This is a genomic window from Aquihabitans sp. G128 (assembly GCF_019048865.1).
In the GTDB taxonomy this organism is placed as follows: domain Bacteria; phylum Actinomycetota; class Acidimicrobiia; order Acidimicrobiales; family Iamiaceae; genus Aquihabitans.
Map to the genome: position 1 here is coordinate 3,203,934 of NZ_CP077604.1, position 25,829 is coordinate 3,229,762.

The 25,829-nt window shown below is 74.5% G+C and carries 26 protein-coding genes and 1 pseudogene; 11 read left to right on the forward strand and 16 right to left on the reverse strand.

Annotated elements, in window-relative coordinates; genetic code table 11:
* The first annotated feature begins 1,142 nt into the window (after window positions 1–1,142).
* Window positions 1,143–1,643, forward strand: coding sequence for a helix-turn-helix transcriptional regulator (locus tag KSP35_RS15325; RefSeq protein WP_216996692.1), 501 nt, complete (start codon window positions 1,143–1,145; stop codon window positions 1,641–1,643).
* Here KSP35_RS15325 and KSP35_RS15330 read toward each other — a convergent pair.
* The 3 genes from KSP35_RS15330 to KSP35_RS15340 all read right to left on the reverse strand — a co-directional run bounded on the left by KSP35_RS15330 (window position 1,633) and on the right by KSP35_RS15340 (window position 3,522).
* Entirely contained in the window at window positions 1,633–2,148 is a 516-nt protein-coding gene (locus tag KSP35_RS15330) for a LysR family transcriptional regulator (RefSeq protein WP_216996693.1), read from the reverse strand. The genes KSP35_RS15325 and KSP35_RS15330 overlap by 11 nt on opposite strands.
* Before the next feature lie 39 nt (window positions 2,149–2,187).
* The gene (locus tag KSP35_RS15335; RefSeq protein WP_216996694.1) at window positions 2,188–3,279 is read right to left on the reverse strand and encodes a hypothetical protein; all 1,092 of its coding nucleotides are present in this window, start codon (window positions 3,277–3,279) and stop codon (window positions 2,188–2,190) included.
* An 84-nt stretch (window positions 3,280–3,363) separates the two neighbouring features.
* Entirely contained in the window at window positions 3,364–3,522 is a 159-nt protein-coding gene (locus KSP35_RS15340) for a hypothetical protein (protein ID WP_216996695.1), read from the reverse strand.
* A gap of 504 nt (window positions 3,523–4,026) precedes the next feature.
* Between KSP35_RS15340 and KSP35_RS15345 the strand changes: the two genes are divergently transcribed.
* The 5 genes from KSP35_RS15345 (at window position 4,027) to KSP35_RS15365 (ending at window position 9,220) form a co-directional block, all read left to right on the forward strand.
* Window positions 4,027–4,818, forward strand: coding sequence for a hypothetical protein (locus KSP35_RS15345; protein WP_216996696.1), 792 nt, complete (start codon window positions 4,027–4,029; stop codon window positions 4,816–4,818).
* A 44-nt stretch (window positions 4,819–4,862) separates the two neighbouring features.
* Window positions 4,863–5,747, forward strand: a complete 885-nt coding sequence (locus KSP35_RS15350) for an MBL fold metallo-hydrolase (RefSeq protein ID WP_216996697.1) — start codon at window positions 4,863–4,865, stop codon at window positions 5,745–5,747.
* A 294-nt stretch (window positions 5,748–6,041) separates the two neighbouring features.
* On the forward strand, window positions 6,042–6,938 hold the full coding sequence (locus tag KSP35_RS15355; protein WP_254126793.1) for an IS481 family transposase: 897 nt from the start codon (window positions 6,042–6,044) through the stop codon (window positions 6,936–6,938).
* Between the two features lie 206 nt (window positions 6,939–7,144).
* Window positions 7,145–7,573 (forward strand): hypothetical protein, encoded by a 429-nt coding sequence (locus tag KSP35_RS15360; protein ID WP_216996699.1) that lies wholly within the window; start codon window positions 7,145–7,147, stop codon window positions 7,571–7,573.
* A 255-nt stretch (window positions 7,574–7,828) separates the two neighbouring features.
* Window positions 7,829–9,220, forward strand: coding sequence for a TetR/AcrR family transcriptional regulator (locus tag KSP35_RS15365; RefSeq protein WP_216996700.1), 1,392 nt, complete (start codon window positions 7,829–7,831; stop codon window positions 9,218–9,220).
* Between the two features lie 34 nt (window positions 9,221–9,254).
* Here the strand turns inward: KSP35_RS15365 and KSP35_RS15370 are convergent, their stop codons facing one another.
* A complete protein-coding gene (locus KSP35_RS15370; protein WP_216996701.1) occupies window positions 9,255–9,503 on the reverse strand; it encodes a hypothetical protein in 249 nt (82 codons plus the stop codon).
* A 200-nt stretch (window positions 9,504–9,703) separates the two neighbouring features.
* Between KSP35_RS15370 and KSP35_RS15375 the strand changes: the two genes are divergently transcribed.
* The gene (locus KSP35_RS15375) at window positions 9,704–10,735 is read left to right on the forward strand and encodes a family 16 glycosylhydrolase (protein ID WP_216996702.1); all 1,032 of its coding nucleotides are present in this window, start codon (window positions 9,704–9,706) and stop codon (window positions 10,733–10,735) included.
* Window positions 10,736–10,845: 110 nt separating this feature from the next.
* On the opposite strand, the gene KSP35_RS15380 is transcribed toward KSP35_RS15375, so the two are convergent.
* Window positions 10,846–11,505, reverse strand: a complete 660-nt coding sequence (locus KSP35_RS15380) for a hypothetical protein (protein ID WP_216996703.1) — start codon at window positions 11,503–11,505, stop codon at window positions 10,846–10,848.
* 130 nt (window positions 11,506–11,635) lie between these two features.
* Entirely contained in the window at window positions 11,636–12,052 is a 417-nt protein-coding gene (locus KSP35_RS15385; protein ID WP_254126794.1) for an organic hydroperoxide resistance protein, read from the reverse strand.
* Window positions 12,053–12,134: 82 nt separating this feature from the next.
* Between KSP35_RS15385 and KSP35_RS15390 the strand changes: the two genes are divergently transcribed.
* Window positions 12,135–12,599, forward strand: coding sequence for a MarR family winged helix-turn-helix transcriptional regulator (locus tag KSP35_RS15390; protein ID WP_216996705.1), 465 nt, complete (start codon window positions 12,135–12,137; stop codon window positions 12,597–12,599).
* A 25-nt stretch (window positions 12,600–12,624) separates the two neighbouring features.
* Here the strand turns inward: KSP35_RS15390 and KSP35_RS15395 are convergent, their stop codons facing one another.
* The 5 genes and pseudogenes from KSP35_RS15395 to KSP35_RS15415 all read right to left on the reverse strand — a co-directional run bounded on the left by KSP35_RS15395 (window position 12,625) and on the right by KSP35_RS15415 (window position 16,425).
* Window positions 12,625–13,341, reverse strand: a complete 717-nt coding sequence (locus KSP35_RS15395; protein ID WP_216996706.1) for a phosphatase PAP2 family protein — start codon at window positions 13,339–13,341, stop codon at window positions 12,625–12,627.
* A gap of 90 nt (window positions 13,342–13,431) precedes the next feature.
* Window positions 13,432–13,839, reverse strand: coding sequence for a DUF1206 domain-containing protein (locus tag KSP35_RS15400; RefSeq protein WP_254126795.1), 408 nt, complete (start codon window positions 13,837–13,839; stop codon window positions 13,432–13,434).
* 199 nt (window positions 13,840–14,038) lie between these two features.
* Window positions 14,039–14,290 (reverse strand): annotated as a pseudogene (locus KSP35_RS26010) (DUF1206 domain-containing protein); the annotation flags it as partial.
* A gap of 242 nt (window positions 14,291–14,532) precedes the next feature.
* Window positions 14,533–15,348, reverse strand: a complete 816-nt coding sequence (locus tag KSP35_RS15410) for a hypothetical protein (protein ID WP_216996708.1) — start codon at window positions 15,346–15,348, stop codon at window positions 14,533–14,535.
* 90 nt (window positions 15,349–15,438) lie between these two features.
* Complete coding sequence (locus KSP35_RS15415) at window positions 15,439–16,425, reverse strand: aldo/keto reductase (protein ID WP_216996709.1); 987 nt, start codon at window positions 16,423–16,425, stop codon at window positions 15,439–15,441.
* A gap of 80 nt (window positions 16,426–16,505) precedes the next feature.
* Here KSP35_RS15415 and KSP35_RS15420 point away from each other — a divergent pair, with 80 nt between their 5' ends.
* The 3 genes from KSP35_RS15420 to KSP35_RS15430 all read left to right on the forward strand — a co-directional run bounded on the left by KSP35_RS15420 (window position 16,506) and on the right by KSP35_RS15430 (window position 19,082).
* The gene (locus KSP35_RS15420) at window positions 16,506–17,411 is read left to right on the forward strand and encodes a hypothetical protein (RefSeq protein WP_216996710.1); all 906 of its coding nucleotides are present in this window, start codon (window positions 16,506–16,508) and stop codon (window positions 17,409–17,411) included.
* A gap of 88 nt (window positions 17,412–17,499) precedes the next feature.
* Window positions 17,500–18,597 carry a hypothetical protein gene (locus KSP35_RS15425; RefSeq protein WP_216996711.1) on the forward strand — a complete coding sequence of 366 codons (1,098 nt, stop codon included), beginning with the start codon at window positions 17,500–17,502 and terminating at the stop codon, window positions 18,595–18,597.
* Window positions 18,594–19,082: a carboxymuconolactone decarboxylase family protein gene (locus KSP35_RS15430; protein ID WP_216996712.1), complete on the forward strand. Its 489-nt coding sequence runs from the start codon at window positions 18,594–18,596 to the stop codon at window positions 19,080–19,082. The genes KSP35_RS15425 and KSP35_RS15430 overlap by 4 nt, the downstream gene beginning before the upstream one ends.
* 19 nt (window positions 19,083–19,101) lie before the next feature.
* On the opposite strand, the gene KSP35_RS15435 is transcribed toward KSP35_RS15430, so the two are convergent.
* The 5 genes from KSP35_RS15435 to KSP35_RS15455 form a co-directional block, all read right to left on the reverse strand.
* Window positions 19,102–20,466 (reverse strand): GH1 family beta-glucosidase, encoded by a 1,365-nt coding sequence (locus KSP35_RS15435; RefSeq protein ID WP_216996713.1) that lies wholly within the window; start codon window positions 20,464–20,466, stop codon window positions 19,102–19,104.
* A gap of 78 nt (window positions 20,467–20,544) precedes the next feature.
* Complete coding sequence (locus KSP35_RS15440) at window positions 20,545–22,500, reverse strand: penicillin-binding transpeptidase domain-containing protein (RefSeq protein WP_216996714.1); 1,956 nt, start codon at window positions 22,498–22,500, stop codon at window positions 20,545–20,547.
* A gap of 267 nt (window positions 22,501–22,767) precedes the next feature.
* A complete protein-coding gene (locus KSP35_RS15445; RefSeq protein ID WP_216996715.1) occupies window positions 22,768–24,771 on the reverse strand; it encodes an FtsX-like permease family protein in 2,004 nt (667 codons plus the stop codon).
* Complete coding sequence (locus KSP35_RS15450) at window positions 24,771–25,556, reverse strand: ABC transporter ATP-binding protein (protein WP_216996716.1); 786 nt, start codon at window positions 25,554–25,556, stop codon at window positions 24,771–24,773. The genes KSP35_RS15445 and KSP35_RS15450 overlap by 1 nt, the downstream gene beginning before the upstream one ends.
* Window positions 25,553–25,774: a hypothetical protein gene (locus KSP35_RS15455; RefSeq protein WP_216996717.1), complete on the reverse strand. Its 222-nt coding sequence runs from the start codon at window positions 25,772–25,774 to the stop codon at window positions 25,553–25,555. Before KSP35_RS15455 ends, KSP35_RS15450 begins: the two co-directional genes overlap by 4 nt.
* Window positions 25,775–25,829 lie beyond the last annotated feature (55 nt).

The following is a 25,829-nucleotide window of genomic DNA, read 5'->3' on the forward strand; positions in this document are numbered from 1 at the left end:
AACCGCGCTGGCGGCGGCGCGGGGCGACGTCTCGCGCCGGACCCGGGCTGAGCTTCTCGTCCTGGCCGTCGAGTGCGGTCCGGTCGACGTGGCGGCCGGCCTCGACGACCGCATGGCTGCTGCTCGTGCCCTGACGAGCTCGGGCCAGCCAGGCCGGGGCCTGGACCTGTGCCTGGTGCCGGGCATCGACGACCTGGATCGAGCCCGACGAGGAGCCCTGCTCGCCGTGGCCGCAGAGGCGGCGTGGGATGCCGGCCGGATCGACCGGTTCCCGGACCTCATCGGCCGAGCGGTCGAGGACCTTCGGGGCACCCGGACCGGGATCGAGGTGCTGGCCCTGGCCGGCTCGACGCTCGTCGAGACCCGCATCGGCCTCGACGGGCGACCGGCGATGGAGCGAGCGCGTGCCGCGGTGGCCCTCGCCGACGAGATCGGCGAGCAGCAGGGCTTCGCCCGCTACCGCCTGGCCAGCGTGCTGCTCACCGCCGGGGAGCCCGGTTGGGAGGCGCTCTACCGCGAGGTGGTCGTCGCGGCGACGGCCGCCGGCGACACCGCACTGCGGCTGGCGGCGATGCGGAGCCTCGTCCTGGGAGCGTGGAGCGCCGGGAGCATCGACGACGCAGCCGGCGCCATCGAGGAGCTCGAGCAGGAGGGCCCGGTCGCCGGGTTCGAGACCCCGTGGCTGGGATCGGTGGCCTACGGCCCGCTGCTGGCGGTGCTCGCCGGGCACGACCGCTCCGAGGTGCTCGACCGGTGGGTGCCGCGCCTGCACGCCGAGCCGCTCTTCCAGAACCGCGCCTTCGCGTGCGCCGGCGTGGCCGTGGCCGCCGCCGACCTCGGCCGGCACGACGAAGCCGCGGCGCTGCTCGATCAGCTCGACTCGGAGGCGGGCGCCGACCCGCAGGCCCGAGCCCTGGCGGGCTGGGCGAGCGCCGAGGCGGCGTGGGCGGCAGGCCGGCCCGAGCAGGTGGAGGCCACGCTGCTCGCCGTGGAGGGGTTGGGGCTCGGGGACCACCCGGCGGTGGTCAACGCCCGGATGGTGGGCGCCCACGCCAGCCTCGACCGAGGCGTGGAGCCCGTCGGAGGCGAGCCCCGCCCGCTCCTGCCGGCCTGGGCCGGCGCACCGCTTCGAGTGGCGCGGCGTGCTGGCCCTGTCTGCCGGAGACCACGAGGGCGCGGTGGAGCTCCTCGATCGAGCGGCGGAGGCGTGGCACGGCCACGACCGTCGGAGCGAGGCCCGGGCTCGGTGGGCCGCAGCCGAGGCGGCCCGCCGGGCCTCCCTACCCGACGCTGCGGCGCGGCTGCGCGTGGTGGAGGAGCAGGCTGCGGCCACCGGCTTCCTGGCCATCGTCCTGAGGGCCCGCCGTTCCCAGCGGGCGACGGGGGCTGGTCGCGGGTCGACCCGTGCGACCGGGGCGGCCGGCCTGACCGCCCGCGAGACCGAGGTGCTGCGGCGCGTGGGGGCCGGGCTCACCTCTCGCCAGATCGCTGCGGAGCTCCACGTGTCGCCCACCACCATCGACACGCTGGCCCGGTCGGCCACCCGGAAGCTCGGCGCGGCGAACCGTCGTGCGGCGGCGGGCATGCTGGCCGGAACGACGTCGGCCGCGCCTCAGAGCCCCGACCGACCCCTCAGTCCGTGATCGGGGCGGCGGGACGGCGACGCCACCACGCCACCGCTTCGGCGGTGGTGCCGACGCCCAGGATCGACCGCGCCTCCGCCAGGCGGCGGTGGGCGGTGCGGTCGGACAGGTGCAGGGCCTGGGCGGCCACGGTGAGCGTCGACCCATCGGCAAGCGCCTCGAGCAGGAGCAGGTGGTCGCTTCCGAGCCCGGAGTCGGGGACCACCTCGGAGGCCAGCTGGACGGCTCCGAACCGGTAGAGGTCTTCGAGCAAGCGATGGCGCACATCGCCCTCGACGGTGATCGACAGCACCAGGCCGACGCCCCGGCTGAGCGCCAGGACCGCCGCCTCGGCGTCGGCCTCGTCCGCGACGGTGCCGGCACAGGACCACCGTCGGTCCCCCAGGTCCCAGGGGCTCGCAGGGAGCGAGAACCCGTTGCGGAGCCGCCAGCCCGGCGGCAGGCCGCAACCGCCCTCGGCGGCCGGGAGGGCGCCGAGCAGCACCGGTGGGCGGAGGTCGGTCATGGCAGGGCTGATCCTGGCACGCCTTCGGGCGTGCCAGCCCTAGTCGAGCGACGCTGCGGGCACCAGGACGAGGTAGCCGGTGTTCGTGCTGCTCGCGCAGCCGGCTGCGGTGCCGACCGGCGTGGCCTCCTCGGACAGCGTCCAGCGGCCCGCCAGGATCGGGTCCCCGTCCTCGGTGAGGGCCACGGGTTCGAGGTCGGCGAGCTCTTCGACGCTGGCGTAGGCCTTCGGCGTCTCCGGCGTGGTGGTGCACGGTCGCTCGACCGATGCGGTCCGTCCGGTGAAGCCGGTGCCGTCCGGGGCGAGGGCGGCCGTGCCGATGATCCCCTTCGCGTCGTAGCCCTTGCCGGATCGGGTGAGCTCGAAGCGGCCGAGCAGGCCGATGAAGCCGGGCGGCTGCGCCCCATCCGCGTCGATCTTGGTCACGACCTCGGTGCCGATGTAGGCGCCGTGCAGATCGAGCCCGGCGCCCTCGGTCAACGAGCCGGTGGGCGTGGCGACGGCCGTCCCGGTCTCCTCGTAGGCCGTGCAGCCCTCCTTGAGGCCGGCTTCGGTGGCCTCGACCTTCTCCACGTAGGTACCGGTCATCGTGGCTGGGCGGTCCGCCTCGGGCGGGTGGAACTCCATGGTGGTGGTCGTCGTGTCGGTGTAGGCGTCGGCCACGACCTTCCCGTCGACGTTCGTGCAGGAGCTCGTCCGCGGTCCGCTGACCCTCGTGTAGGTCTTGGCCGAGCCGTCCCACCGGTAGGTCGCCGGATCGGAGTTGGGCGTGTCGCGGAACGCCACGCCCTCCGGGAGGTAGGTCCCCTTGGCGCCCGCCGGGGCCACGTCCACGTCGCACGGTCCCTCGTCGCACGACGGCGTCAGGGTGGCGAGGCGGACCACGGCGACGCCGGGGTCGAGGTCGGAGACGTCGCTGCGGGCCGTGGTCGTGAGCACGAACGTCCACCGGCCCTCGGGTCGGGCCTCGTCGGTCGGGCGGGTGGTCGTGGTGGGGTCAGCGGTCGTCTTCGGCGCAGCCTTCGATCCCTCCTCGCTCGTCCCGCCGCAGGCGGCCATCGCCCCCGCCACCACGGCGAGGACGGCGAGGTGCGTCCATGGCGGACGTCGGCGGTCGAGCGGTCGAGCCATGGCGCCAGCAGACCAGGGGCCTCACCCTCCGTCATCCCCAAAGGCTGCCAACGTCGCCCTTCGCCCGGCCCCGACGCAGAGGGATCAGAGGGTGCCGTAGGCCTTGATCCCCTCGTCGGTCGAGATGTAGATCCGGCCGCCGGCCACCGAGGGTGGATCGACGGGGTAGGCGTTCACCGATGGCTGCCCACCGTCCCAGACCTGCTCGCCGGTGAGGAGGCTGAACCCCTCGAGGGACCTCAAGAGGCAGGCCGTCGGTGCCGACAGTCCTCTGTGCGGATCGACGTGGGGCTGGGACGTGGTGCGGTGGGCTGGCGGTCCCCATCGTCGGCGGTCGCGGCCGCTCGGTCGGCCTGCGAACCCTGCCGCTCCGGTGGTGGCCAGGGAGCGGACGACGACGGGGGCGGGCGTTGAGGGCCACCCGCACCCGCCGCCGCACGCCGGACCCGGCGGCGACCGCTCCCACCAGCGCCGCGGCGGCCCGCCGGGTTCGCGTGCGGGCCTGCGTCCTGGTGGGCGTGCTGGCCGGCGGCTGGCTGGTGCTGCTGGTCCTGGCCGTGCCGGCCGGGCAACCGAGGATCTCGACGTGGACGACCGTCTTCGAGCACCAGCGCTCCCGGCCCGAGGCCGTGGTGGCCCAGATGGACGGCCAAGCGTTCGCCCAGCACGCCGCGGACCCGACGATGGCCCACCTGGTCGACGAGTACCGAAGCGACCGAGACCAAGCGGCCTACCGCGCCGCGCCCGGTGCAGGGCTGGGTCGACTGGGCGGCGTCGCTCGGCGGCCAGCGGGCCCTGCTGGCGCCGGCGATCCTCACCCTCGGCGCGCTCGCCATCGGCCTCCTGCCCGCCGCCACCGGGGCGGTGGCCGACGCCCTCGGCCGCGAGCTGCGCCGGCCGGAGCTGGTGCTGCTGGCCCCGGCCTGCCTGGCGTTCCTGCGCTGGCCCGGCCTCTCGGAGCCCTTGGCGGCGGTGCTCGTGCTGGTCGGCCTGGCGCGCTGGCTGCGCGACGACCGGGGCTGGGCACTGGCGCTGTTCACGGTGGCCGCGCTGACCCGCGAGACCAGCCTCCTGGTGCCCGTCGGGATCGGCCTCTCGATCGCCTGGTCCACCCGGCGCCTCCGGCCTGCCCTGCCGCTCGCCGTCCCTGCCATCGCCTACGCCGCCTGGGCCGTGGTGGTCCGCATCCGGGTGGGCGCCTTCCCGGCCGGGTCGGCCCAGATGGGCCTACCGGTGCAGGGCCTGGTGCAGGCCATCCCGCACTGGGGCCTCCCCGAGGTGGCCACCTTCCTGGCCCTGGCCGCCTGCAGCTGGCTGACCTGGCGCAGCCGCAACCTCGTCCTGCGCAACATCGTGGTGGCCCACCTCGCGTTCCTGGCCTTCCTCGGCCCGCTCGTCTGGTGGTTCTGGTGGGGGTTCGGCCGCGTCACCCTGCCCCTGTTCCTCCTCGCCCTCGTGGGCACGAGGACCGCCGACGCCGAGAGCGCGGTGTCGTCGGAGGCCGACGCAGAGCAGCACCCGCTCCACCCGGCCCGCTGATCGATCGGGCGTTGGTACGGTCCGCTGGTGATGGGGTGGCTGCGATGGGCGTGACCGTGGAGTGGTTCGGGTGCGCGACCTTCCGGGTGCGCGTCGGGGACCTGACGATCTTCTTCGACACCTACCTGGACAAGGCGCCCGAGGTGCCGCCCGTCGGGCTCGCGGCCGCCGAGGTGGCCGAAGCCGACTTCCTCTTCATCTCCCATGCCCACTTCGACCACGTCCTCGGCGCCGACCTCATCGCCCGGGCGACGGGCGCCACCGTCGTGGGCAACCACGAGGTGGCGCACCTGATGGGCGACAACGGCGTGCCCGAGGAGCAGGTGCTGGCGGTGTCGGGCGGGGAGACGGTCGACTGCGGAGGCGAGGTCCGCGTGCGGGTCCTGCCGGCGTTGCACTCCTGCCTGTTCGCCGCCTCCGGAGCGGACAGCGGCGCCTCGTGCCTGGGCGACCTCGGGGTGAGCGCCCAGGAGCGCAAGCAGCGCACCGACGGCCTCAACGAGCTGCTGCCGACGCTGTCGGAACCGATCCGCGACTACTTCGAGCAGCACGAGGGCCACGCGTCGCACCGCGACGGCGGCCAGCTGGCCTACGTGCTCGAGACGCCCAGCGGCTCGCTGCTGGTCTCGGCCAGCTCGGGCTACTGGCACGGCATCTTCGCCACCGAGCGTCCGGACGTCGCCATCCTCGCCGCCGCCGGACGGCCCAACGTCGACGGCGAACCGCACCAGGGCTCCATGGGCGAGTTCCTCGTCGAGGAGGCTCGCGTGCTCGGGTCGCCCCGGGTGGTGCTCTGCCACCACGACCCGCTGCTCCCGCCGATCATCCCGGCGTTCGACGTCACCGCTGCCGAGGCCGCGCTGCGCGCCGAGCTCGGCGATCGCTACCGGGTCCTCCAGTACGGCGAGCCGGTCGACCTCCTGCCCTGAGCCCGCTGCGCCCGCCGGCGCGTGGTCGGGGCGGACGGGCCAGGGTCCCCGCCGCGTAGCGGGAGGGCGATGGGCGGGCCCGGACACCCCAGCGGGCAGGAGGGGTGTCCGGGCACGTCCCAGGCCGACGCGCCCCCCCTAGGTGTAGTGACCACGGACCTTGTTGACACCGGTCCGAGCATGAAGTGAGCCCCCTGGGCGAGTGTGGAGCTGTCTAGGACCCACGCTCGAACCAGGAGGCTCGAAGTGCACGGTAACGCTCGGCTCACGCCCGTTGGCCGGCTCACGTTGGTGATGCGGATCGAATCTGGCCGACCAGTCGCCCATGTGGCTGCGGAGATGGGGATCTCCCGCCCGACCGCGTACAAGTGGTGGCGGCGGTGGCAAGACGACGGCGAAGCCGGCCTCATCGACCGTTCGAGCCGGCCCCGGTCGTGTCCGCATCGCAGCCCCGTCGAGCTCGAGTCCGCAATCGAGGACCTCCGGCGGACACTGAAGCTCGGTCCGGTGCGCATCGCCGCCCGGCTCGGGGTCCCGGCGTCGACGGTCCACCGGGTGCTGTGTCGGCTCGGTCTGAACCGCCTCGCGTGGATGGACCGGCCGACAGGTCGGGTGATCCGTCGCTATGAACGGAGCGTGCCGGGCGAGCTGGTGCATGTCGACGTGAAGAAGCTTGGCCGGGTTCCCGACGGCGGCGGTTGGCGGGTCCACGGCCGAGAGAGCCGCCCGAACCGCAAGCGTGGCCCAGGATGGGACTTCATCCACTCAGCGGTCGATGACCAGTCCCGGCTCGCCTACAGCGAGATCCACCCTGACGAGAAGGCCGACACCTGCGTCGCGTTCTGGCGCAGGGCGAGAGCCTTCTACGCGGACCACGGCATCGATGTCACCGGGGTCATGACCGACAACGCCAAGGCGTACCTCTGCGCCCGCTTCCAAGACGCGATCGGCGAGGCCGGTGCTCGGCACTGGTCGATCCCGCCCTACTCGCCTCAGATCAACGGCAAGGTCGAGCGGTTCAACCGCACCTTCCTAGACGAGTGGGCCTACGTGCAGCCCTGGCCGGACAACGCCACCAGAACCGCAGCCCTGGACGACTGGCTCCACCTCTACAACCATCACCGGCACCACACCGCCGTCGGCGGCCCACCCATCAGCCGCGTCAACGACCTACCGGGTCACTACACCTAGGGGGGGGCTTCATCGGCGAGGCGGCGAGCGTCGCCACGACCGGGCGGGAGGTGGTTCGCTGTCGCCGCTCCTGGTGAACCTCGAGCGGCCCCGACGATGACGCCGGCCTCGGCCCGGACGACGAAGGAGCCCTTCACCGTCGGGCGCCTGGCGGGAGGCGAGGGGCTGTCGCGTCACGGCGGGGGTCGCGGCGGGTCGTGCATGCCATGGGAACCACCGATGTCGACCCGTCCGCCCTCGAGTCGTGGCAGCGCGCTGCGGGCACGTACTGGGGGCCGGGCGACGGCGCCGAGAGCGGGCCCTTCGCCGGGAGGGTCGAGGTGGTGGCCCGACCGGAGGCCGTCGAGCTCGACTACGAGGCCTGGGCCCCCGGGCGTGGCCTCCTGCACCGTGAGCGAGCGGTGCTCGCCGTCGGGCCGCACGGGCTCCAGCTGGCGACGGCGATCTCGGAGCTTCCCGACGAGCTGCGCTTCGTCCACGACGGCATCCGCTTCGAGCTCATCGCCGACGCCCCCTACGCCATGGCCGTCGCCCTCGACGTCGTCGACGGCTCGCTCAGCTGGGCCTGGTACTGGGCAGCCATCGGCCAGGCGCCGGTGCTGCAGTCCCGGCTGCGCGCCGCGCGAGCGATCTGAGCGGCCCGCCGGGTCGCCGGGGAGGACCAGGCGCGGAACACCAGCTCGTCGCCATCGCGGCCGGGCTCGGGGACGAGCCGTGGCATCGCGCCCCTCGCCAGGCTGGGGATGTCGTGGACCCGGACGACCTCAGCACCCGGCGTCGACGACGCCGAGCACCGCCGCCGACGTCGCCGGGGATCGGAGCTGCTGGACGTCGGGGGCCCGGCTCGGCATCCTGTTCGGTGCGGGAGGGTCACCCATCGGAGGGATGGAATGAGCGGCACCGAGGGCGGTCGAGGGCGAGGGCAGGTCGCGTGGCTGGATGCGGCCTACGAGCAGCTCGCCAAGCACGGCCCGGTGACCGACGGGAGGTCGGTCAGCCTGGCTGCGGCCGCGAAGGCGTTGGGCATGTCCCGCACGCACCTGTACCGCCTGTGGCCGACCTCGGCCGCCATGGCCGCCGACCTCGCCGTGCACCGGAGCACCCCCGCCACCGGCTGGCACGCCCAGGTCTGCCGCGACGACGGCGCACCGTTCCTCGATGCGCTGCGCCGAGCGCTCGCCTCGCCGGGCTCCGCCGCCGGGGTGTTGACCCGGGCCTCCGTGGCCACCTGGAGCGGCACCGCAGCCCACGACGCGCTGGCGACGTGGGAACGGGGCCACCTCGCCGACCTCACCGGTCGCCTGCGCCGCGAGTGGGGCCCGACGACCTCCGGGCCGTGGACCGACATCGCCGTGGCCGTGATCGCCCTCGTGGAGGGCATGCACCTGATGTGCGCTCAGTTCGCCCCCGACCCCGGCGCCCCCATGGCCCCCGACCTGGCCGAGGAGGTGACGCAGACGGCAGGGCGCATCATCGAGTTCCTGCTCGTCGAGGCCGAGGGCGACGACACCCCGCTGCGCACCACGGACGGCCAGCCCGGTGCGGCCGATGGACCTGCGCCCACGGTGCTGCCGCCGCGCGTCGCCGCGGCGGTCGCCGACGGCACCCTCGACGTCGACCCGGAGCACGACGGCGGTCGACGAGTGGTCGACATGGGCGTCCTGGCCCGCTCTCTGGGCGTCTCGGAGCGCTCCCTGTACGGCCGGTGGAACACGCCGGCCGACCTCAACGCCGACCTGTTCTTGGAGAGCGTCCAGCGGGTGCGCGGCGCCTTCGCCCGCATCCTCCTCGAGGTGTTCCAGTCCAACGCCTCCGGGGACTTCAGCCACCCGATGCCGCTCTTCGCCCGCATGAACGCCTGGTTCATGGATCCCCAGCGGTTCCCCGAGGCCACCGTGCACCTCGGCCTCGTCGACGTCCTCACCAGCCGGGCGGTGCTCGAACGGGTGCGCCAGCCCGTCCTGGAGGGGCTCCAGGTGGCCGACATGCAGACCGCGGCGCTGCTGCAGGCCAGCGGGTTCCGCCTCATCGCCGGCCTCCGCATGCGCAGCTACACGATGTTCATCGTCGGCATGGGCATGGGCAGCCACCGCACCTCCGCCACCCACCCGGAGCTCCTCGCCCGCCGCTTGCGCTACCTGGGCGAGGACCACCTGGCCAGCGGCGTGGGCCACACGGCGATGACCCGGTCGTGCACCGAGCTGGTGGACCCCGGGGCGGTGGCCGACGGCCCGGCGTCGGAGCCCCCGCTGCCCACCGCGCTCCAACCACCCGCCGGGTGACCGGCAGGCCGGACCCGGCCGGCCCGCTCGCTGCTCACCGCAGCAGCGGCGTGGCGGAGAGGACCACCGCCAGCAGCACCACCACCAGCGCCACCACCCCGACCACCTCGTAGACGAGGGGTCTGCCGGCCGGCACGCCGCCGTCCGAGCTCGCCGACCCGGGCGAGCGTGGCTCGCCCCGACCCCGCACCGCGTCGAGCAGGGCCCGGGCTCGGGCCGACGCCTCGACGAGGGCCGGCGGGACGGATCGGCCGGGGGCGGTGCGGTCGGCGGCTTCGGTCATGGGTCGCTCCTCGCGGGGGTCGGGCCGAGGCAGGAGCGGCCGGGGCCCACGGCCATGACGAACGGCTCCGGTGACGGCCGGCACGGCGTCGACCGGACGGGCCGACGTCGGCCCCGCTCGGCGCCGATCCGCGGCCCGCCGTCATGCCGACGCCGCCTCGGCGTTGTCCGCTTCGTCGCAATCGAAGAGCGGAGCACCCCATGTCCGAAACCCCCACCCCCACCACCACCACCGACCGAGCCCAGCCGCGCCGAGCGCGCCGCCGCCTGCTGGCCGTCGCCGCGCTGCCGCTCCTCGCCGCGTTCGCCGCGTGCGAGCCGACGCCGACGCCGACGACCCCCACCGCGACGACGACGGCTCCCACCACCACGACCACGGCACCGTCGGGTGGGCCGACCTGGCGGGTCGTCGGCGGTGACGAGTTCTCCGGCTCCACCCTCGATGCCACCCGGTGGAAGCCGTACCACAACACCTACGGCGACGGGAACGCCGAGGTCGCCTGCCTGACCCCCGCCAACGTCGCGGTGGGCGGGGGCAGGCTCCGGATCGCGCCGAAGCACGAGGACGCCACCTGCCCGAACGCTCCCACCGACCACTACACCTCCGGGTTCATCGGCTCCCGGGAGACCGGCACCTACTACCCGCTCGAGGCCAAGTACGAGATCCGGGCCAAGGTCCCCCACGCCCAGGGCATCTGGCCGGCGTTCTGGCTCCGCCACCGCAACGGCGCCTCCACCGCCGAGGTCGACGTCATGGAGTACTTCCACTCGGCCACCCCGGGCGCCACCACGCAGACGCTGCACCTCGACGGCGTGGCCAACGTCGCCAAGCGGAGCACGGCGTTCGAGGCCCCCACCGCCACCCCCGGCTGGCACACCTGGGGCGTCGAGATCTCCCGCGTGGACGCCGACGGCGACGGCGCCCGCGACGACGTGCGGTTCGCCTTCACGCTCGATGCCAAGCCGACGTTCTCCTACGTCGACACCACCCACCGCTGGGCCGACGCCGCACCGGCCGACGCCACGTTCGACATCGCCGTCAACCAGGCGGTCGGAGGCCGCTGGGTCGGCGACCCCGATGGCCAGCTCGGGGTGCTCCCGAGCCTGGGCCGCTGCTCCCAGGGCGGCACCATCCCCGCCTGCACCACGACCGGCATCCGCCGGGTCGACTGGGCCGACCCGGCCACCACCACCTACGAGGTCGACTGGGTGCGGGTCAGCGTGAAGCGCTGACCGCGCCGGCCCGTCCACGACGAAGGCCCGCGCCCGCTCCGAGGAGCGGGCGCGGGCGCGGGCCCCGTCCATCCGGGGCGCGGGCCCCAGGGTGGTGCCTCAGCTGCGGGTCAGCCGGGGCACGGGTCGTCCGGCTCCTCGGGGTCGCAAGCCCCTGGACCGGAGTAGATGATGTTCTCCTGGATGGCCCGCAGGCGGGGCATCGACGTCTTGAACGTGCTCTGCAGGGTCGCCCGGTACTTCAGGCGCTGGAAGCAGTAGGTGGTGTCCGGCAGGGCGTAGTCCAGCGTCGCCTCGCCCTGGTAGGCCCGGCCGCCCGCGGTACCGGTGAAGGTGATCTCCTGGCGGAAGTAGTTCGGCCCGTAGGTGCCCGACGGCAGCTGCTTCGGGGTCGTCGCGCTGGTGGTCTTCCAGTTCGACAGGCCCGAGGTGTCACGCACCGAGGCTCGCCGGGCCGGGAAGTAGGCCGCCACCGAACCGGCCAGGGTCGAGGCGGACGAGCAGATCACGGTGCCGAACGTGTGGGCCACGGCGTCGGCGCCGTTGGGCGAGCCGATGTCGATGCCGTAGGTGCTGTAGCTGGCGATGTAGTCCTTGGGACCGAACCACACCCAGTAGCTGCCGGCCTTGTGCTTGACGAAGTCGCCGGGCATGCAGGCCGACGCGACGAGGGCGGCGGCGCAGGCCACGGCCACGAAGGCGGCGCGGCGGGTGCGGCGGCGGCCCGGCGAGCGGGGCGCCTCGGTCTGGGGTTCGGACAGCGGGCTCACGGTCACCTCGAGGTGGGGGACGACGTTGACCGTCGAAGGGAACCACCCCGCCGCGAACGGGCCGCGAACGGCGCCGGGACCGCTGCGACGCCCGGCCTGCAGGCGGGTCGCGACGGTCCCGGACCGCTCGTCACACGACGGTGAGCGTGACCTCGATGTTCCCGCGGGTGGCGTTGGAGTAGGGGCACACCTGGTGGGCCCGGGCCACCAGCGCCTCGGCCGCCTCGCGGTCCAGGTTGGGCACGGTCACGTCGAGCTCGACCTCCAGGCCGAACCCGCCGTCGTCCAGGGCGCCGATGCCGACGCTGGCCGACACCTCGGTGCCGTTCACGTCGAGCTCGTCCTGGCCGGCCACCACCTTGAGCGCCGAGTGGAAGCAGGCTGCGTAGCCGGCGGCGAAGAGCTGCTCGGGGTTGGTGGCGCCGCCCGGGCCGCCCATCTCCTTGGGGATGCGCAGGTCGACGTCGACGATCCCGTCCTCGGAGGTGGCGTGGCCGTTGCGGCCGTCCCCGGTGGCGGTGGCGACGGCGGTGTAGAGGGTCTGCATGGTGCACTCCTGCGGTTGGGTCCCGCCATCATGTCGTGCACGATCGAATTGTGCAACCACTTCTTCCTGGTAGCCTGCCGCCATGGCGTCGACCTACGAGCAGCTCGAGCTGGACCGGCAGCTGTGCTTCGCCCTCCACCGGGCCAGCCGGGCGGTGGTGCGCAGCTACGGCCCCCTGCTGGAGGCCAGCGGCCTGACCTACCCGCAGTACCTCGTGCTGCTGGTGCTGTGGGAGGAGCCCGACCGGCCCTTCACCGTCGGCGAGGTCGGCGGCCGGCTCCACCTCGACAGCGGCACCCTCACCCCGCTGCTCAAGCGGCTCGAAGGCCTCGGCCACGTCCGCCGCACCCGCGACACCGCCGACGAGCGACGGGTCCTCGTGGCCCTCACCCCCGAGGGCCTGGCGCTGCGCGCCGAGCTGGCCGAGGTCCCCCTGGAGCTCTTCTCGGGCATGGGCCTCGAGCCTGACGACGCCCGCCGGCTGCACGGCGCGCTGGTGGGCCTCGCCGCCCGGCTCGAGGCCGACGAGGCCATCGGCTCGCGGTAGCGGACCTCGCTCGCACCGCGGCGCATCAGGCCGAAGGGGCGCCTGCGGGGTCCTCGTCGGCGTCGATGGCGGCCACCGGCTCCTCCTGGCGCCACACCGCGAACACCGCGGTGGCGGCGGCCAGCCACGCCAGGCCCAGCACGTAGCCGCCCACCACGTCGGACACGAAGTGCACGCCCAGGAAGAGGCGCGACGTGCCCACCAGGAGGACCAGCACCACCACCGCCACCGAGCCCACCCGGCGCAGGCGGTGCGGGAGCCACGGCCAGATGGCGATGAGCAGGGCGCCGTAGGTGACCGTCGAGGACATGGCGTGGCCCGAGGGGAAGCTCTTGCCGAGCGCCGTGGCGACCGGGTGGTCGACCACCGGGCGGGGCCGGTCGACCGCCGCCTTCACGAGGGTGTCGACGATGCCGCCGCCCAGCGAGGTCACCACGAGGTACACGCAACGCCGACGGTGCCCCGGGCGCCAGACCAGGACGACGGTGAACAGCACGACCGCCGCGAGGAGCGGCGGGCGGCCCAGCCAGCTGATGGCCTGCAGCACGCCGACCGCCCCCGCCCGACCGTGCACCCAGCGGTTGAGCGAATCGGCCACGTGCCCGTCGGCGCGGGTGAGGCCACCGCCGTCGAGCACCTGGAAGGTCAGGGTGGCGAACGGGATGGCCACCAGCACGAAGGCCACGCCCACCAGCGTGAGCCGGAGGCCGTAGCGCTCGGCGGGGTCGAGGCGGGCGCGCACGGCGGGGCAGGTCGATGCCCCCGTGGCTACCAGCCGACCGGCGGTCGGCGGTGCCCGGCGGCGCGTCGGCCGACGACTCCCGCGCCGAGCTCATGCGTGGGTCAGCTCCGAGGACTTGCGGAACGTGGCGTCGAGCACGCGGTACACGCCGAAGAGCACCAGCCCCACGGCCAGCGCCAGCAGCAGGCGGGGGCCCTGGCTGGTGGTGGCCAGCTCGCGCAGGGCCTGGTCGAGGCCACGGGTCTCGTCCGGGTCGTGCTGGAGGCCGGCGTCGACCAGGAACCAGCCGACGAGGGCGAAGGCCCCGAACCGGGCGAGGTACCCGGCCACGCCCAGCAGCTCGACGGCACGACGCCGACCGGGCGACAGCCGGCCCAGGTCCAGCGCGTCGAGGAACGAGCGGGTCACCGCCCGACGACCGTTCCAGAGCCCCGTGCCGATGACCACCAGGCCGGCCGCCACCACCAGCCACGGGCCCAGCGGCCACGACAGGACCACGGCGGTGGAGTGGCGCTCGCTCTCGCCGGAGCCGCCGGACCCCCCCGGAACCCGAGGCCGACCCGCCCGACGAGGACGTGAGCAGCCGCACGGCGACCAGCGTGAAGCTGGCGTAGATGGCCGCCCGGCCGACGTTGCCGGCCCGCTTGGCCGCCGACTTCGAGTCCTCGTCGTCGCCCACCTCGCCACGGACGGCGAGCACCAGCCGCCAACCCAGGTGGGCCACGAGCCCGACCACCAGGACCAGCAGGAGGACCCGGCCGTAGGGCTGGTGGGCCACCGTCTGGATGGCGCCCTTCTGGCTGGGCTTGGCCTCGTCGTCGCCCTGCGAGACCTGCACGGCCAGCAGGCCGACCACGCCGTAGAGCACGCCCTGGGTGGCGATGGCCACGCGGCCCAGCCGTTCGACGTTGGCGTCGGCGCGGGCGCCGGTCACCGTGAGGGTGGTCATCGGGTTCCCCTAGTCCGCCGCACGGGGAGCGGTGCGGCTGGAGCGGCCCCTACCCCGGCGAGCGAGCGGGTCGAACCAGGTTGCGCCGGGCACGACGACCCCGGGCCAGCGGGCGGACCGACCCGGGGTGCGTCGACGGGTCCACCGGTCCCCGCTCAGCGGGCGGTCCGAGCGAGGACCGGTGGGAGGGGGGGCCGGCCCCGAGCCGGGGGGAGTGGGTCGGGACCGGCCGGGCGTGGCCGTCAGAGGTCCGGGTGGTCCAGCACCCAGCTCTCGGTGGACGGCGGGAATTCGGAGACCAGCCAATCGATGACGCCGGCGGCGGCATCGGACAGGCAGGAGCGACAAGTGGCGGGGAGGGCCCCGCGCGTGGCCAGGGCGTGCTGCGAGGCCCAGACGGACTCGCTCATGGCCTGGGCGCGTTGCTGGCCCTCGGCGAGGGTGGCCTCCAGGTGGGCCGGCGCCCACTCGAGGATGGCCTCGTCTCGCGACTCCTCGGCGAGCCGGACGACGTGCTGCCAGCGGTAGGCCAGCTGGCGCGGCGCGAGCTCGGGGTTGGTGAGGATCTCGTCGATGGTGGCGGCCAGGCTCAGGAGGCGGGCGTTCGGGCCGAGCTGCGCCGGCGGGGCCCCGGGCGTGGCATCGGCCCGGAGGGCGAACGACGCGCCGTGGGCCACCTGGAGCGTGACCGGCAGGCGATCGACCTGCTCCTGGTCGAGGTACGGCAGCTCGGACCGGACGAGGAGGACGCCGTCACCATCCGCCGCGGCGATGCCTGCGTCGGCCAGGCGGCGGACGGCGGCATCGAGCTCGACCCGGTGGTTCGGCCCCACGACGCCGAGGCCGGTGGCGAGGTCCGCCCAGGCCACCTCGATGCGGCTGGCGTCCTGGGCCACCATGCGGGTCAGGAGCCGAGCGACGCTGGTGGCGGTGGGGCCCACCAGCGGGGTCCAGTAGTGGTCGACGTAGGCGGAGCGGGGATCGACGCCGGGACCGTTGCGGGGCGGTTCGAGCCAGCGGCGGACGGCCAGGTGGCCGGAGACATCGGTGGCGGTCATGACCTCGGCTCCCCTCCGTTCGGCGATCGTGCGGACGGGGATGAGGACGTGAGACGGCGCCGATCATGACGCCGCCCCGCCGGGTCGGGCTCAGCCGTGCTGCCAGACCCGGTTGGCGAGGGTGCGGGTGCCGGCCAGGGCGGCACGGTCGAGGGCGGCGAGGTCCTCGGCGCCGATCTCCCACCCGAGCGCCCCGGCGTTCTCCAGCGCCTGGGCCCGGTTCTTCGCCCCGGGGATGGGCACCGCGCCCTTGGCCATGATCCAGTTGAGCGCCACCTGGCCCGGCGCCTTGCCGCCGTTGGCCTCGCCGATGCGTCGCAGCTCGGCCACCACGCCGTCGACCACCTCCATCGGGTGGGCGGAGAAGTTGCGCTTGCCGGGCGGCGGGTTGGCCACCGAGTACTTGCCGGTGAGCCGCCCCTGCCCGAGCGGCGAGTAGGCCAGCGGCAGCACGCCCAGCTCGGCGCAGGTGCCCAGCAGGCCACCGAGCTCGGGACCGCGACGCAGCAGCGAGAACTCGATCTGGTTGGTGGCCAGCGGCAGGCCCCGCTGGGCCAGCTGGGCGTGGATGGCTCGGGTCTCCTTCGCCGAGTAGTTCGACACCCCGACCGCCTCGACCAGGCCCTCCTGGTGGGCGGCCGCCAGGGCCTCGGCCAGCGCGCCCTTGCCACGGAGGCTGATCGGGCCGTGGATCTGGTAGAGGTCGACCGATGCCACGCCCAGCCGATCGAGCGAGGCCCGCAGGGACGACAGCAGCGCCCCCTTGACGTTCAGCTTCCACGGCAGCGGCATGAACTTGGTGGCGAGCTGCACCTTGGCCGCCCGGGCGGGGTCGGCCGCCAGCAGGCCGCCGATGATGCGCTCGCTCTCGCCGTCGCCGTAGACCTCGGCGGTGTCGAAGAAGGTGGCGCCGGCATCGATGGACGCCTCCCAGGCCTCCTCGATCGTGGTCTCGGTGAGGGCGGTGTCGTAGGTCCCCATGCCCCAGGTCGACCGGTCGCCCCAGGCCCAGGTCCCCACGCCGAGCGACCCGACGGCCACCTCGGTACCGGCCAGCACGTGCTCGTGGATCGTCATGGCCCGAACCGTAGACGGGTCGGTACCGTCGGGAACCAGGGCCGGGACCACCACGTCGGAGCGGGGTGCACACACATCGGGTGGTGGTCGGGTTGCTGGCGGGCGGGCTCCTGCTCGGTGCGGTGGGGTGCGGCGCCAGCGAGGGCGGCGTGCGCACCGGCGGGGAGGGCTCGTCGACCACGGCCGGCCCGAGCACCACTAAGCCCCCGCTGGTGCCCAGCACCCCCACCACCGAGCCGGACGACGGTCCCCTGGTCCTGCCGGCCGACCAGGTGGTGTGGCAGGAGCGCTCGGGGGGCGGCTTCGTGCCCTACGGCGCGGTGGCCGCCGAGGTCCCCCAGGTGACGATCTACGGCGACGGCCGGGTGTTCGTGGCCAGCCCGGGCGACGGCTACGTCTTCGGCCAGCCCATCCCGCTGCGCACCGGTCGGGTGGCACCCGCCGCGCTGGAGGCGTTCGTGCGCGAGGTGCAGGGGTCGGGCCTCTTCACCGAGGCCGGGACCGACTTCGGCACGCCCAACGTGACCGACGGGCCCACCACCAGCGCCACCTTCCAGGGCTCGGCTGCCGCTCCCCTCACCGCCAGCGCCTACTTCCTGGGCGGCGACTTCACCGACGGCCTGAGCAAGGCGCAGCTGGGCCGGCGCCAGGCCTTCGAGCGGCTGGTGTCGGAGGCGTCCCACCTGGCGGGCGACCTCGCGGCCTGGACGCCGGACCACGTCCGCGTCGTCGACCTGACGACCGAGGGCCAGGTCCCCGACGGCGCTCCCGCCGCCTGGCCCGGCCCGGCGCTCGACTCGTTCCTCGAGACGTCCGGGGAGCCGGGCGCCACCCGTGCGTGCGGCGAGCTCACCGGCGACGCGGCGGCCCGTGCCTACGCAGCCGCGCTGGCCAACGGCTCGACCACGTGGACCGCCGACGGCCAGGTCCGCAACCTCGTGGTGGCGGCCCTGGTGCCGGGCGAGGAGGCCTGCCCCGACCGGTGAGCACCACGTCCTCGACGGGTGGGCGGGTGCGGGCGGGTTTCTGACGGTCCGTCAGACAGCCGGGCGGATTGTCGGTATCGTCGGCGCGATGGGTGACCAGGGGACCAGCCGGACCGTCGTGTGGGGCACGGGCAACGTGGGGCGGGCCGCCATCCGCGCCGTCGACGCCCACCCGGCGCTCGAGCTGGCCGGGGTGATCGTGCACGACCCCGCCAAGGTCGGGCGCGACGCCGGCGACCTCGGCGACGTGGGCCGCACCCTCGGCGTGGCGGCCACCGCCGACATCGAGGCAGCCCTGGCCGATGCCGACGCCGTGGTCTACGCCGCCTCGGGCGACATCCGACCGGATGACGCCCTCGCCGACATCACCCGTGCCATCCGAGCGGGGGCGACGGTGGTGACGCCGTCGATCTACCCGCTGTACGACCCCACCTCGGCGCCCGCGGAGCTGCGCGACCCCGTGCTGGCCGCCATCGCCGAAGGCGGCGGCTCGCTGTTCGTCTCCGGCATCGACCCGGGCTGGGGCAACGACATCCTCCCGATCCTGGCCACCGGCCTGGCCAGCACGGTCGAGCAGATCCGCTGCCAGGAGATCTTCGACTACACCACCTACGACCAGCCCGACTCGGTGCGCTACCTCATCGGCATGGGCCAGCCCATGGACTACGAGCCGCCGATGGTGGCCGCCACGGTGCCGACCATGGTGTGGGGCGGCCAGATCCGCCTCATCGCCCGGGCCCTCGGCGTGGAGCTCGACGAGATCCGCGAGACGCTGCTGCGCCGACCGCTCGAGACCACGATCGAGACGCCGCAGATGGGCACGTTCGAGGCCGGCACCCAAGGGGCGCTGCGCTTCGAGGTGCAGGGCATCGTCGACGGCGAGCCGCTGATCGTCGTGGAGCACATCACCCGCATCCACCCGTCGTGCGCCACCGACTGGCCGATGCCCCCCGAGGGCGGCGACGGCGCCCACAAGGTGATCATCGAAGGCCGCCCCCGCATCGAGATCAACGTCGAGGCCACCGACGAGGGCGGCAACCGCGCGGCAGGCGGCAACGCCACCGCGGTCGGCCGGCTGGTCAACGCCATCGGCTGGCTGCGCGCTGCCGGCCCCGGTCTCTACGACGCCCTCGACGTGCCCCTGCAACCCGCCATCGGCAAGCTCCAGAAGAAGGTCAGCGCATGAAGATCGACGTCCCCGAGGGCAAGCACCCGATCATGTACGTCTGGGGCGAGCTGGTCCCCGGCATCGGCCCGGCCGCCGCCACCTTCTCGCAGAAGGTCTACGACGACACCACGCTCGGCCTCCGCGAGTTCGAGGCGGCGCGGCTCCGCATGGCCCAGATCAACGGCTGCCTGTTCTGCCAGGACTGGCGCACCGACCGCGACGGCGAGACGGTCGAGGACGCCTTCCCCCAGGCCGTCGAGGACTGGCGCACCACCGACGCGTTCGACGACCGCACCCGCCTCGCCGCCGAGTACGCCGAGCGCTACGCCCTCGACCACCACGGCCTGGACGACGAGTTCTGGGGTCGCATGACCGCGGCCTACGACCAGCGCCAGATCGTGGAGCTGAGCATGTGCCTCGGCAGCTGGCTGGCCTTCGGCCGCCTCAACCACGTCCTCGGCCTCGACACCATGTGCGTCCTCCCCGGCCACGAGCCCTCGTAGCGGGCTGACATCGGGTCGGTCAGTCGGCGTCGGTGGCGGTGGCGGTGGCGGCGAGGAACCGCTGGAACCAGCGGCCGCTGTCCTTGACCGTGCGCTGCTGGGTGGCGAAGTCGATGTGGGTGAGGCCGAAGCGGGGGACGTAGCCCTCGGCCCACTCGAAGTTGTCCATCAGCGACCAGCAGAAGTAGCCGTCGACCGGGATGCCGTCGGCCTGGGCCCGGCGCACCTCGGCCAGGTGGGCCCGGTAGAAGGCGGTGCGCCGCTCGTCGTGGACCCGGCCGCCCTCGAGCCGGTCGGGGAACGCCGCGCCGTTCTCGGTGACCACGAGGCGGAGGTCGGGATCGTAGGCGTGGACCTTGGCCAGCGCCTCGTAGAGCCCGTCGGGCTGGACCTCCCAGCCCATGGCGGTGATCTCGTAGCGGCGGTGGTCCTTGCTCATCCAGGGGATGGCGTGCAGGCCCGGGATGGGCGCCGGCTTCACCAGCTGGCGCTGGTAGTACTGCACGCCCAGGAAGTCCCAGTCGACCTTCAGCGCGTCGTCGTCGCCCGGCTTGAGGTGCTTCTCGATGCCGCGCAGCAGCCCGGCCGCCTCGGTGGGGTAGCCGAGGCCGAGGTTGGGCTCGATGAAGATGCGGTTGGCGAAGGCGTCGATGGCGGCCCGGGCCTTGCGGTCCTTGGGCCGGTCCTGCTTCGTCCGCGGCGGGGTGATGATGTGCGTGGTCCCGACGTTGGCGTCGGGGATGCGGGCCCGCAGCGCCGAGGCACCCACCGACTGGCACAGGTTCACGTGGTGGGTGGCCGCCAGGAACTTCCGCAGGCTGCGGACGCCGGGGGCGTGCACGCCGGCCAGGTAGCCGACGAGCAGGAAGCTGCACGGCTCGTTGAACACCATCCAGTCCTGCACCCGGTCGCCGAGCCGCTCGGCCACGACGTCGACGTACTCGCCGAACCAGCCGACGACGTCGCGGTTGGCCCAGCCGCCGCGCTGGTGCAGCGCCTCGGGCAGGTCCCAGTGGTAGAGCGTGACCCAGGGCTCGACGCCGGCCTCGAGGCACTCGTCGACCACCCGGTCGTAGAAGTCGAGGCCCTTGGCGTTGACCCGGCCGGTGCCCTCGGGGAGCACGCGGGGCCAGGAGATCGAGAAGCGCTGGGCGTCGAAGCCGAGCTCGCGCACGAGCGCGGTGTCCTCGGCGGAGCGGTGGTAGAAGTCGCACGCCACGTCGCCGGTGCTGTGGTCGCGGATGCGGCCCTTGCCGTGGGTGAAGGTGTCCCAGATCGACGGGCCCTTGCCGTCGGCGTCCCACGCCCCCTCCACCTGGTAGGCGGCGTGGGCCACCCCCCACGTGAAGTCGTCCCCGAAGTCCCCTCGCGCCAGATCACCCATCGGTGCAGTCTGGCCGACCCCAGGCGGGCGGCCGACCGTGGGGCGCAGGAGCCGCTGGGCGCCGGCGCCTCCGCGGCCTCAGGTGCCCGACGCCAGGGCCGAGAGGAAGTTGGCGGCGAGGGGGGCGGCCACCGCGCCACCGAAGCCACCGTCCTCGACCAGCACCGCGAAGGCGATGTCGCCCTGGTAGCCCGTGAACCAGGCGTGGGTCTGGGGCGGGTCCTCGGTGCCGAACTCGGCCGTGCCGGTCTTGCCGAAGACGTCGCCGCCGGGGATGCCGAGCAGGGCGTTGCCGGTGCCGTCGGTGACCACGCCGCGCATGAGGTCCCGGAGCTGGGCCACTTTGTCGGCCGGCAGGGCCGCACCGGCGGCGTGGGGCTTGGCGGGGTCGACCACGAGCCGGGGCTGCAGGGACGAGCCGCTGGCCACCGAGGCCGTGGCCAGGGCCACCGCGAACGGGCTGGCCTCGACCTTGCCCTGGCCGATCATGTTGGCGGCGTGCTCGGTGGCGTCGCCGGTGGTGGGCACCGAGCCGCCGAACACGGGGATCCCGAGGTCGGGGAGCTTGCGGTAGCCGAGCAGGCTGGCGGTGATGCTGAGCTGGTCGGCGGTGATCTTGCTCGACTGGCCGACGAAGGCGGTGTTGCACGAGTCGGCGAAGTCCTTGCGGAACGGGACCGCGCCCAGCACCTCGCCGCCGGCGTTCTTGAACACCTTGCCGACGGTGACGGTGGCCGGGCAGTCGACCACGGTGTCGGGGGTGAGGCCGTTGACCAGCAGGCCCAGGGTGGAGGCCACCTTGAACGTGGAGCCGGGCGGGTACTTCCCGATCAGGGCGCGGTTGTAGGCGTCGCTGCCGGTGGGCCCGTTGGCCACGGCGAGCACGTCGCCGGTGCTGATCCGGATGGCCACCAGGGCGGAGGGGTTGGCCGTGCCGGCCAGGGTGGCATCGGCCACCGTCTGCACCCGCTGGTCGAGCGTGACGGTGACGTTCTTGCCGGGGACGGGCGGGAAGGTCTTGAGCGCTCGCGGCACCGCGCCCGGCGCCGTGGTGATGGCCTGCACGGTGACGCCGGGCGTCCCGGCCAGCACCGCGTCCTGCGAGGCCTGGAGGCCCTTGAGGCCGGTGACGTCGCCCGCCACCACACGACCCTTGGAGGCCGCCACGATCTCGGGCGTCGCCGTGCCGACCGTGCCGAGCAGCGCTCGGGCGTAGTTCTCCGGCAACCCGCTGCCGGCGCTCTCCTCCCGGAACACGGTGCCCGGGAGGGGCTGGATCTGGGCGCGGATCTTGTCGTAGTCGGCCCGCTCGAGGGTGACGACCTCGATGAACTGGTCCGGGCCGGCAGCCGCCACCTTGGCGACCAAGGCGTTCGGGTCCTGGGCGGTGAGGCCGGCGACCGTGCGGGCCAGGCCCTCCGGATCGGTGGTGCGGCTCTTCTTGATCCCGACCACGACCTTGCCCTGCGCACCCACCAGCGCAGTGCCGGTGGTGTCGACGATCTGCCCGCGGGTGGCCGCCACGCGGGCGACCTTCAGCCCCTCGTCGGGCTGCAGGCTGGGCTCGACCACCGCCGGGCTCCACCGCACCAGCCAGGTGCCCTTCGCTTCGACGAGCGGCACGACGGTGGGGTAGCTCCAGGTGAGGCCGCCATCGAGCTTCCAGGTGACGGTGGCGGTGGCCGTGGCCCGGTGGTCGTCGCCGTCGGCCCGCTTCACGGCCGTGACCTCGACGCCCGGCAGCTCGTTCTCGCCGCTGGTCAGGTTGGCCACGATGAGCGCGGTGCTCCCGGCGACGTTGGTGCTGGTGGTGCCGGCGGCGAAGCGCACCTGCTTCAGGGTGCCGCCCTGCCAGGCGGCGGCGAAGGCATCGGCCGCTTCGACGGCGGGGTCCTTCTCGTCGACCCCGGGGCGGCGGCCGGAGGTGGTGCCGCCGTCGTCGTCTCGCCAGGGACCGAACCAGGCGACGCCGCCGGCCACCGCGAAGACGACGAGGACCCCAAGCGTGACCAGCCCGACACGTTTCTTGTCCACGAAGACCTTCCAAGGCGCCAGATCGACGCCGAACCTAGCGATGCACCCCGTGACAGGACGGTCACATCGGTGACGAATGACGCGCGATCCGGTGTTGGATCGACGCTGCGGCCCCAGGCGCTGGCCCAGGACCCAGAACGTGCCCGCCCGACCCAGGCTAGACACCTCGGCCGGCCGGTCGGGTGGGCCGAACGGCCCTGCTACGAGCGGTGGCCGACCGACCACCGGGCGCCGCAGGGCGGGCTCGGACCAGGGGAAGAGCCCACCTCAGCCACGCGGGCTCGACCGGCTGGTGGCCACGAGGAGCGGGCGGGTGGCCGCCACCACCAGGGCGCCGGCCACGACCGCGGCGAGCGCCAGCAGGACCAGCTGCCCGACCGCCGGTTCGGCGATGCGCTCGGGGGCCACCGCGAAGGCCAGCAGCATCACCACCCCGGCCACGACGCCGCTGGCCATGGCCCCCGAGCTGGCGAACACCAGCGGGAGCAGGGTCTGCCAGCGCCTCGCTCGCTGCAGGACCGAGACCGGTGTGCCCACGAGGCGCAACCGGGCCAGGGTGGTCCGCTGGTCGAGGATCGAAGCCGAGGTGCTGATGGCGATGGCCGCCGAGGCCATGACCAGCGTCGCCAGGGCCATCACCACGCTGGCCCGCCCGAGGTCGTCGAGCAGCAAGGCGTACGTCAGGCCATTGTCGTAGGACGACGCCAGGGCGCCGGGGGCGGCGGCGAGCACCGCCGTGCGAGCCCGGTCGAGCTGCGCCGGCGACGACGCCTCCACGTAGCCCTGCACCTCGCCGGCCGCGAGCGCGGGGTCGCCGCCGGACCGGTCCGAGAGCACCAGGCGGCTGCCGGGGTCCGCGGCCCGCACGGCGGCGCGCACAGCCGCCCCCTGGTCCTGCGGCAGCTGGACCGCGACCTCGGCCGTGCCACCGTCGCCGAGGTCTGCGGCCCGCAGGGTGGGCACCACCGCGAACAGGAACCCGGCCACCAGGCCGGCCAGCACCATGCCGCTCACCGTGCGGTAGGCGGCGCGCGGGTCGGCCACGATGCGGCGGCCGGCGATGAGCGTGGCGGGCCGTCGGGCCAGCCGGGCCAGCGTGGCTCCGAGCGCCCAGGCGACCCAGGGCCCGATGACGGCCAGGGTGGCGATGACGGCGCCCAGGCCGGCCAGGGCGCCCAGGGTCGAGCCGCCGTCGCGCATGGTGCGGGCCGACGACACGAAGGCGACCCAGGCCACCGGCACCACGAGGAAGCGCAAGAGGCTCGGGCGCCGGCGTCCCACCGCCCGGCTCACGCCCAGCGGGCCGACGACGACCTTGCGCAGCGCGGCGACGGCGCTCCCGGCCGCCGCAACCGGCACGAAGGCCAGCGTCGCCAGCAGCCACCCGGCGCCCAGCCGTAGGTCCTCGGCGGCGAACGCCCCGCCGGCCAGGGGAACGTGCGCCGCCACCGGGACCGCCGCCACGTACCCGACCAGCCCCACGACGGTGCCCAGGAGCGCGGCGCCCAGGATCTCCAGGGCGGTCAGGCCGACCACCGACCCGGGGGTGGCGCCGGCGAGCCGCAGCACGGCGAGTCGCTGCTCGCGCTGAGCGGCGGTGAGCCGAGCAGCGGCGCCCACCAGGAGGAAGGTCGGCACCACGAGCAGGACGGCGGCCATCCGGGCGAGGGTCCGGTAGAGCTCGAGCTCGCTGGTGAGCCCGTGGCGGGCGAACCCCGCGATGGGCACGGCCACGCCGTCGGAGGTCGGGGCGGCGTAGCGGCTCTGCGCGTCGATCGAGGAGGCGAGCGACCCGGCGGGCCGGCCCACCACGACCACCAGGTCGTCCGGGTGGGCGAGGCCGATCGGCCCGATCTCGCCGACGACCTCACCGGGGTACCGATCGGCCAGGACCTCGTGGGGCTGCTCGGCCACGAGGGCGGCGAGCGCAGGCGACAGCCAGACGACGCCGGGCGCCGGGAAGGCCCGCAGGCCGGGCGGCACCGGGGGCGTGCCCCGCCCCGTCGGCGCCAGGTCGACCCGCGTGATCTGCCGGTCCCCGAAGCGATCCGCGGTCGTCCGCTGGACCGCGGTGGCCTGGTCGGCGTCGACCGCGACGGCGGTGCGCCAGGCGACGTGGTCGCCGCGGGTGGAGAGGGCAGGCCCGACGGAGAGGGCGAGCAGGGCGAGGACGACCGAGGCGGCCACGCCGGCAGCGGTGAGGGCCAACGTGGCGCGCTGGCGGGCGCCGCCGCGCTGCCAGAACAGCGCGGCGAGGCGAGGGACCACCATCACCGACGGCCGGCCGGTGTCGGGGCTGCGGGGGCGGCGAGGGCCCCGTCGCGCAGGAGCACGGAGCGGTCGCACGCCTCGGCCACCTCGGGGTCGTGGGTGACGACGAGGAGGCCGGCGCCCGAGGTCCGCGCCGCCTGCACCAGCAGGGCCACCACCTCACGGCCGGTGGTGCGGTCGAGCGCGGCGGTGGGCTCGTCGGCGAAGACCACCGCCGGCGTGGTGACGAGGGCACGGGCGATGGTCACCCGCTGGGCCTGGCCACCGGAGAGCTCGCCGGGCAGCCGGTGCTCCAGCCCGTCGATGCCGAGCGGGGCGAACCACCGGCGGGCCTCCGCCACCGCCCGACGGCGGGGATGGCCTTCGAGCATCAGTGGCAGGGCCACGTTCTCGACCGCGGGCAGCTCCGGCAGGAGGTGGCCGGACTGGAAGACGAAGCCGAACCGGCGGCGCCGCACCGCGGTGCGGCGCCGCTCGTCGAGGTGGTCGATGCGGTCGGGCCCGAGCCACACCTCGCCCCGGTCTGGTGGCTCGATCCCGGCGAGGCAGTGCAGCAGGGTCGACTTGCCCGAGCCGCTCGGGCCCATGGCCGCCACGGCCTCGCCCCGCCCGATCGCCAGCGTGACCCCGGCCAGGGCGGTCGTGGCGCCGAAGCTCCGGTGCAGGTCGCGTCCCACCAGGACGGCGGGGCCAGAGGCCGAGGCCGGGCGAGGCCGGCGGATCGCCGTCGTCGGCGCCGAGGTCCACGTGCCGGCCGGCGGCGGAGGAAGCGTGGCGGCGCTCATCGGAGCGAGCCGTGCAGGCGGGCCGTCCCGGCAGCGGCGGCGGCCCCCGGGGTCCCGGCGGTGGGGGACGCCCCGGTGCGCCGGCGGCGCCCGCCCTCGACCAGGTCGAGGCCGGAGACGTCGGTGACGGACACGACGATCCCGGCGAAGAGGAGCACCACGAGGCCGAGCAGGCCGATGGCGGTGCCGAGGCCGAGGAGGAGGGGGCTGAGGTCCATGGCGCCATGGTGCGGGGGCGAGGGCCGGTCCAGCATCGGCTGGACGGCCACTCCC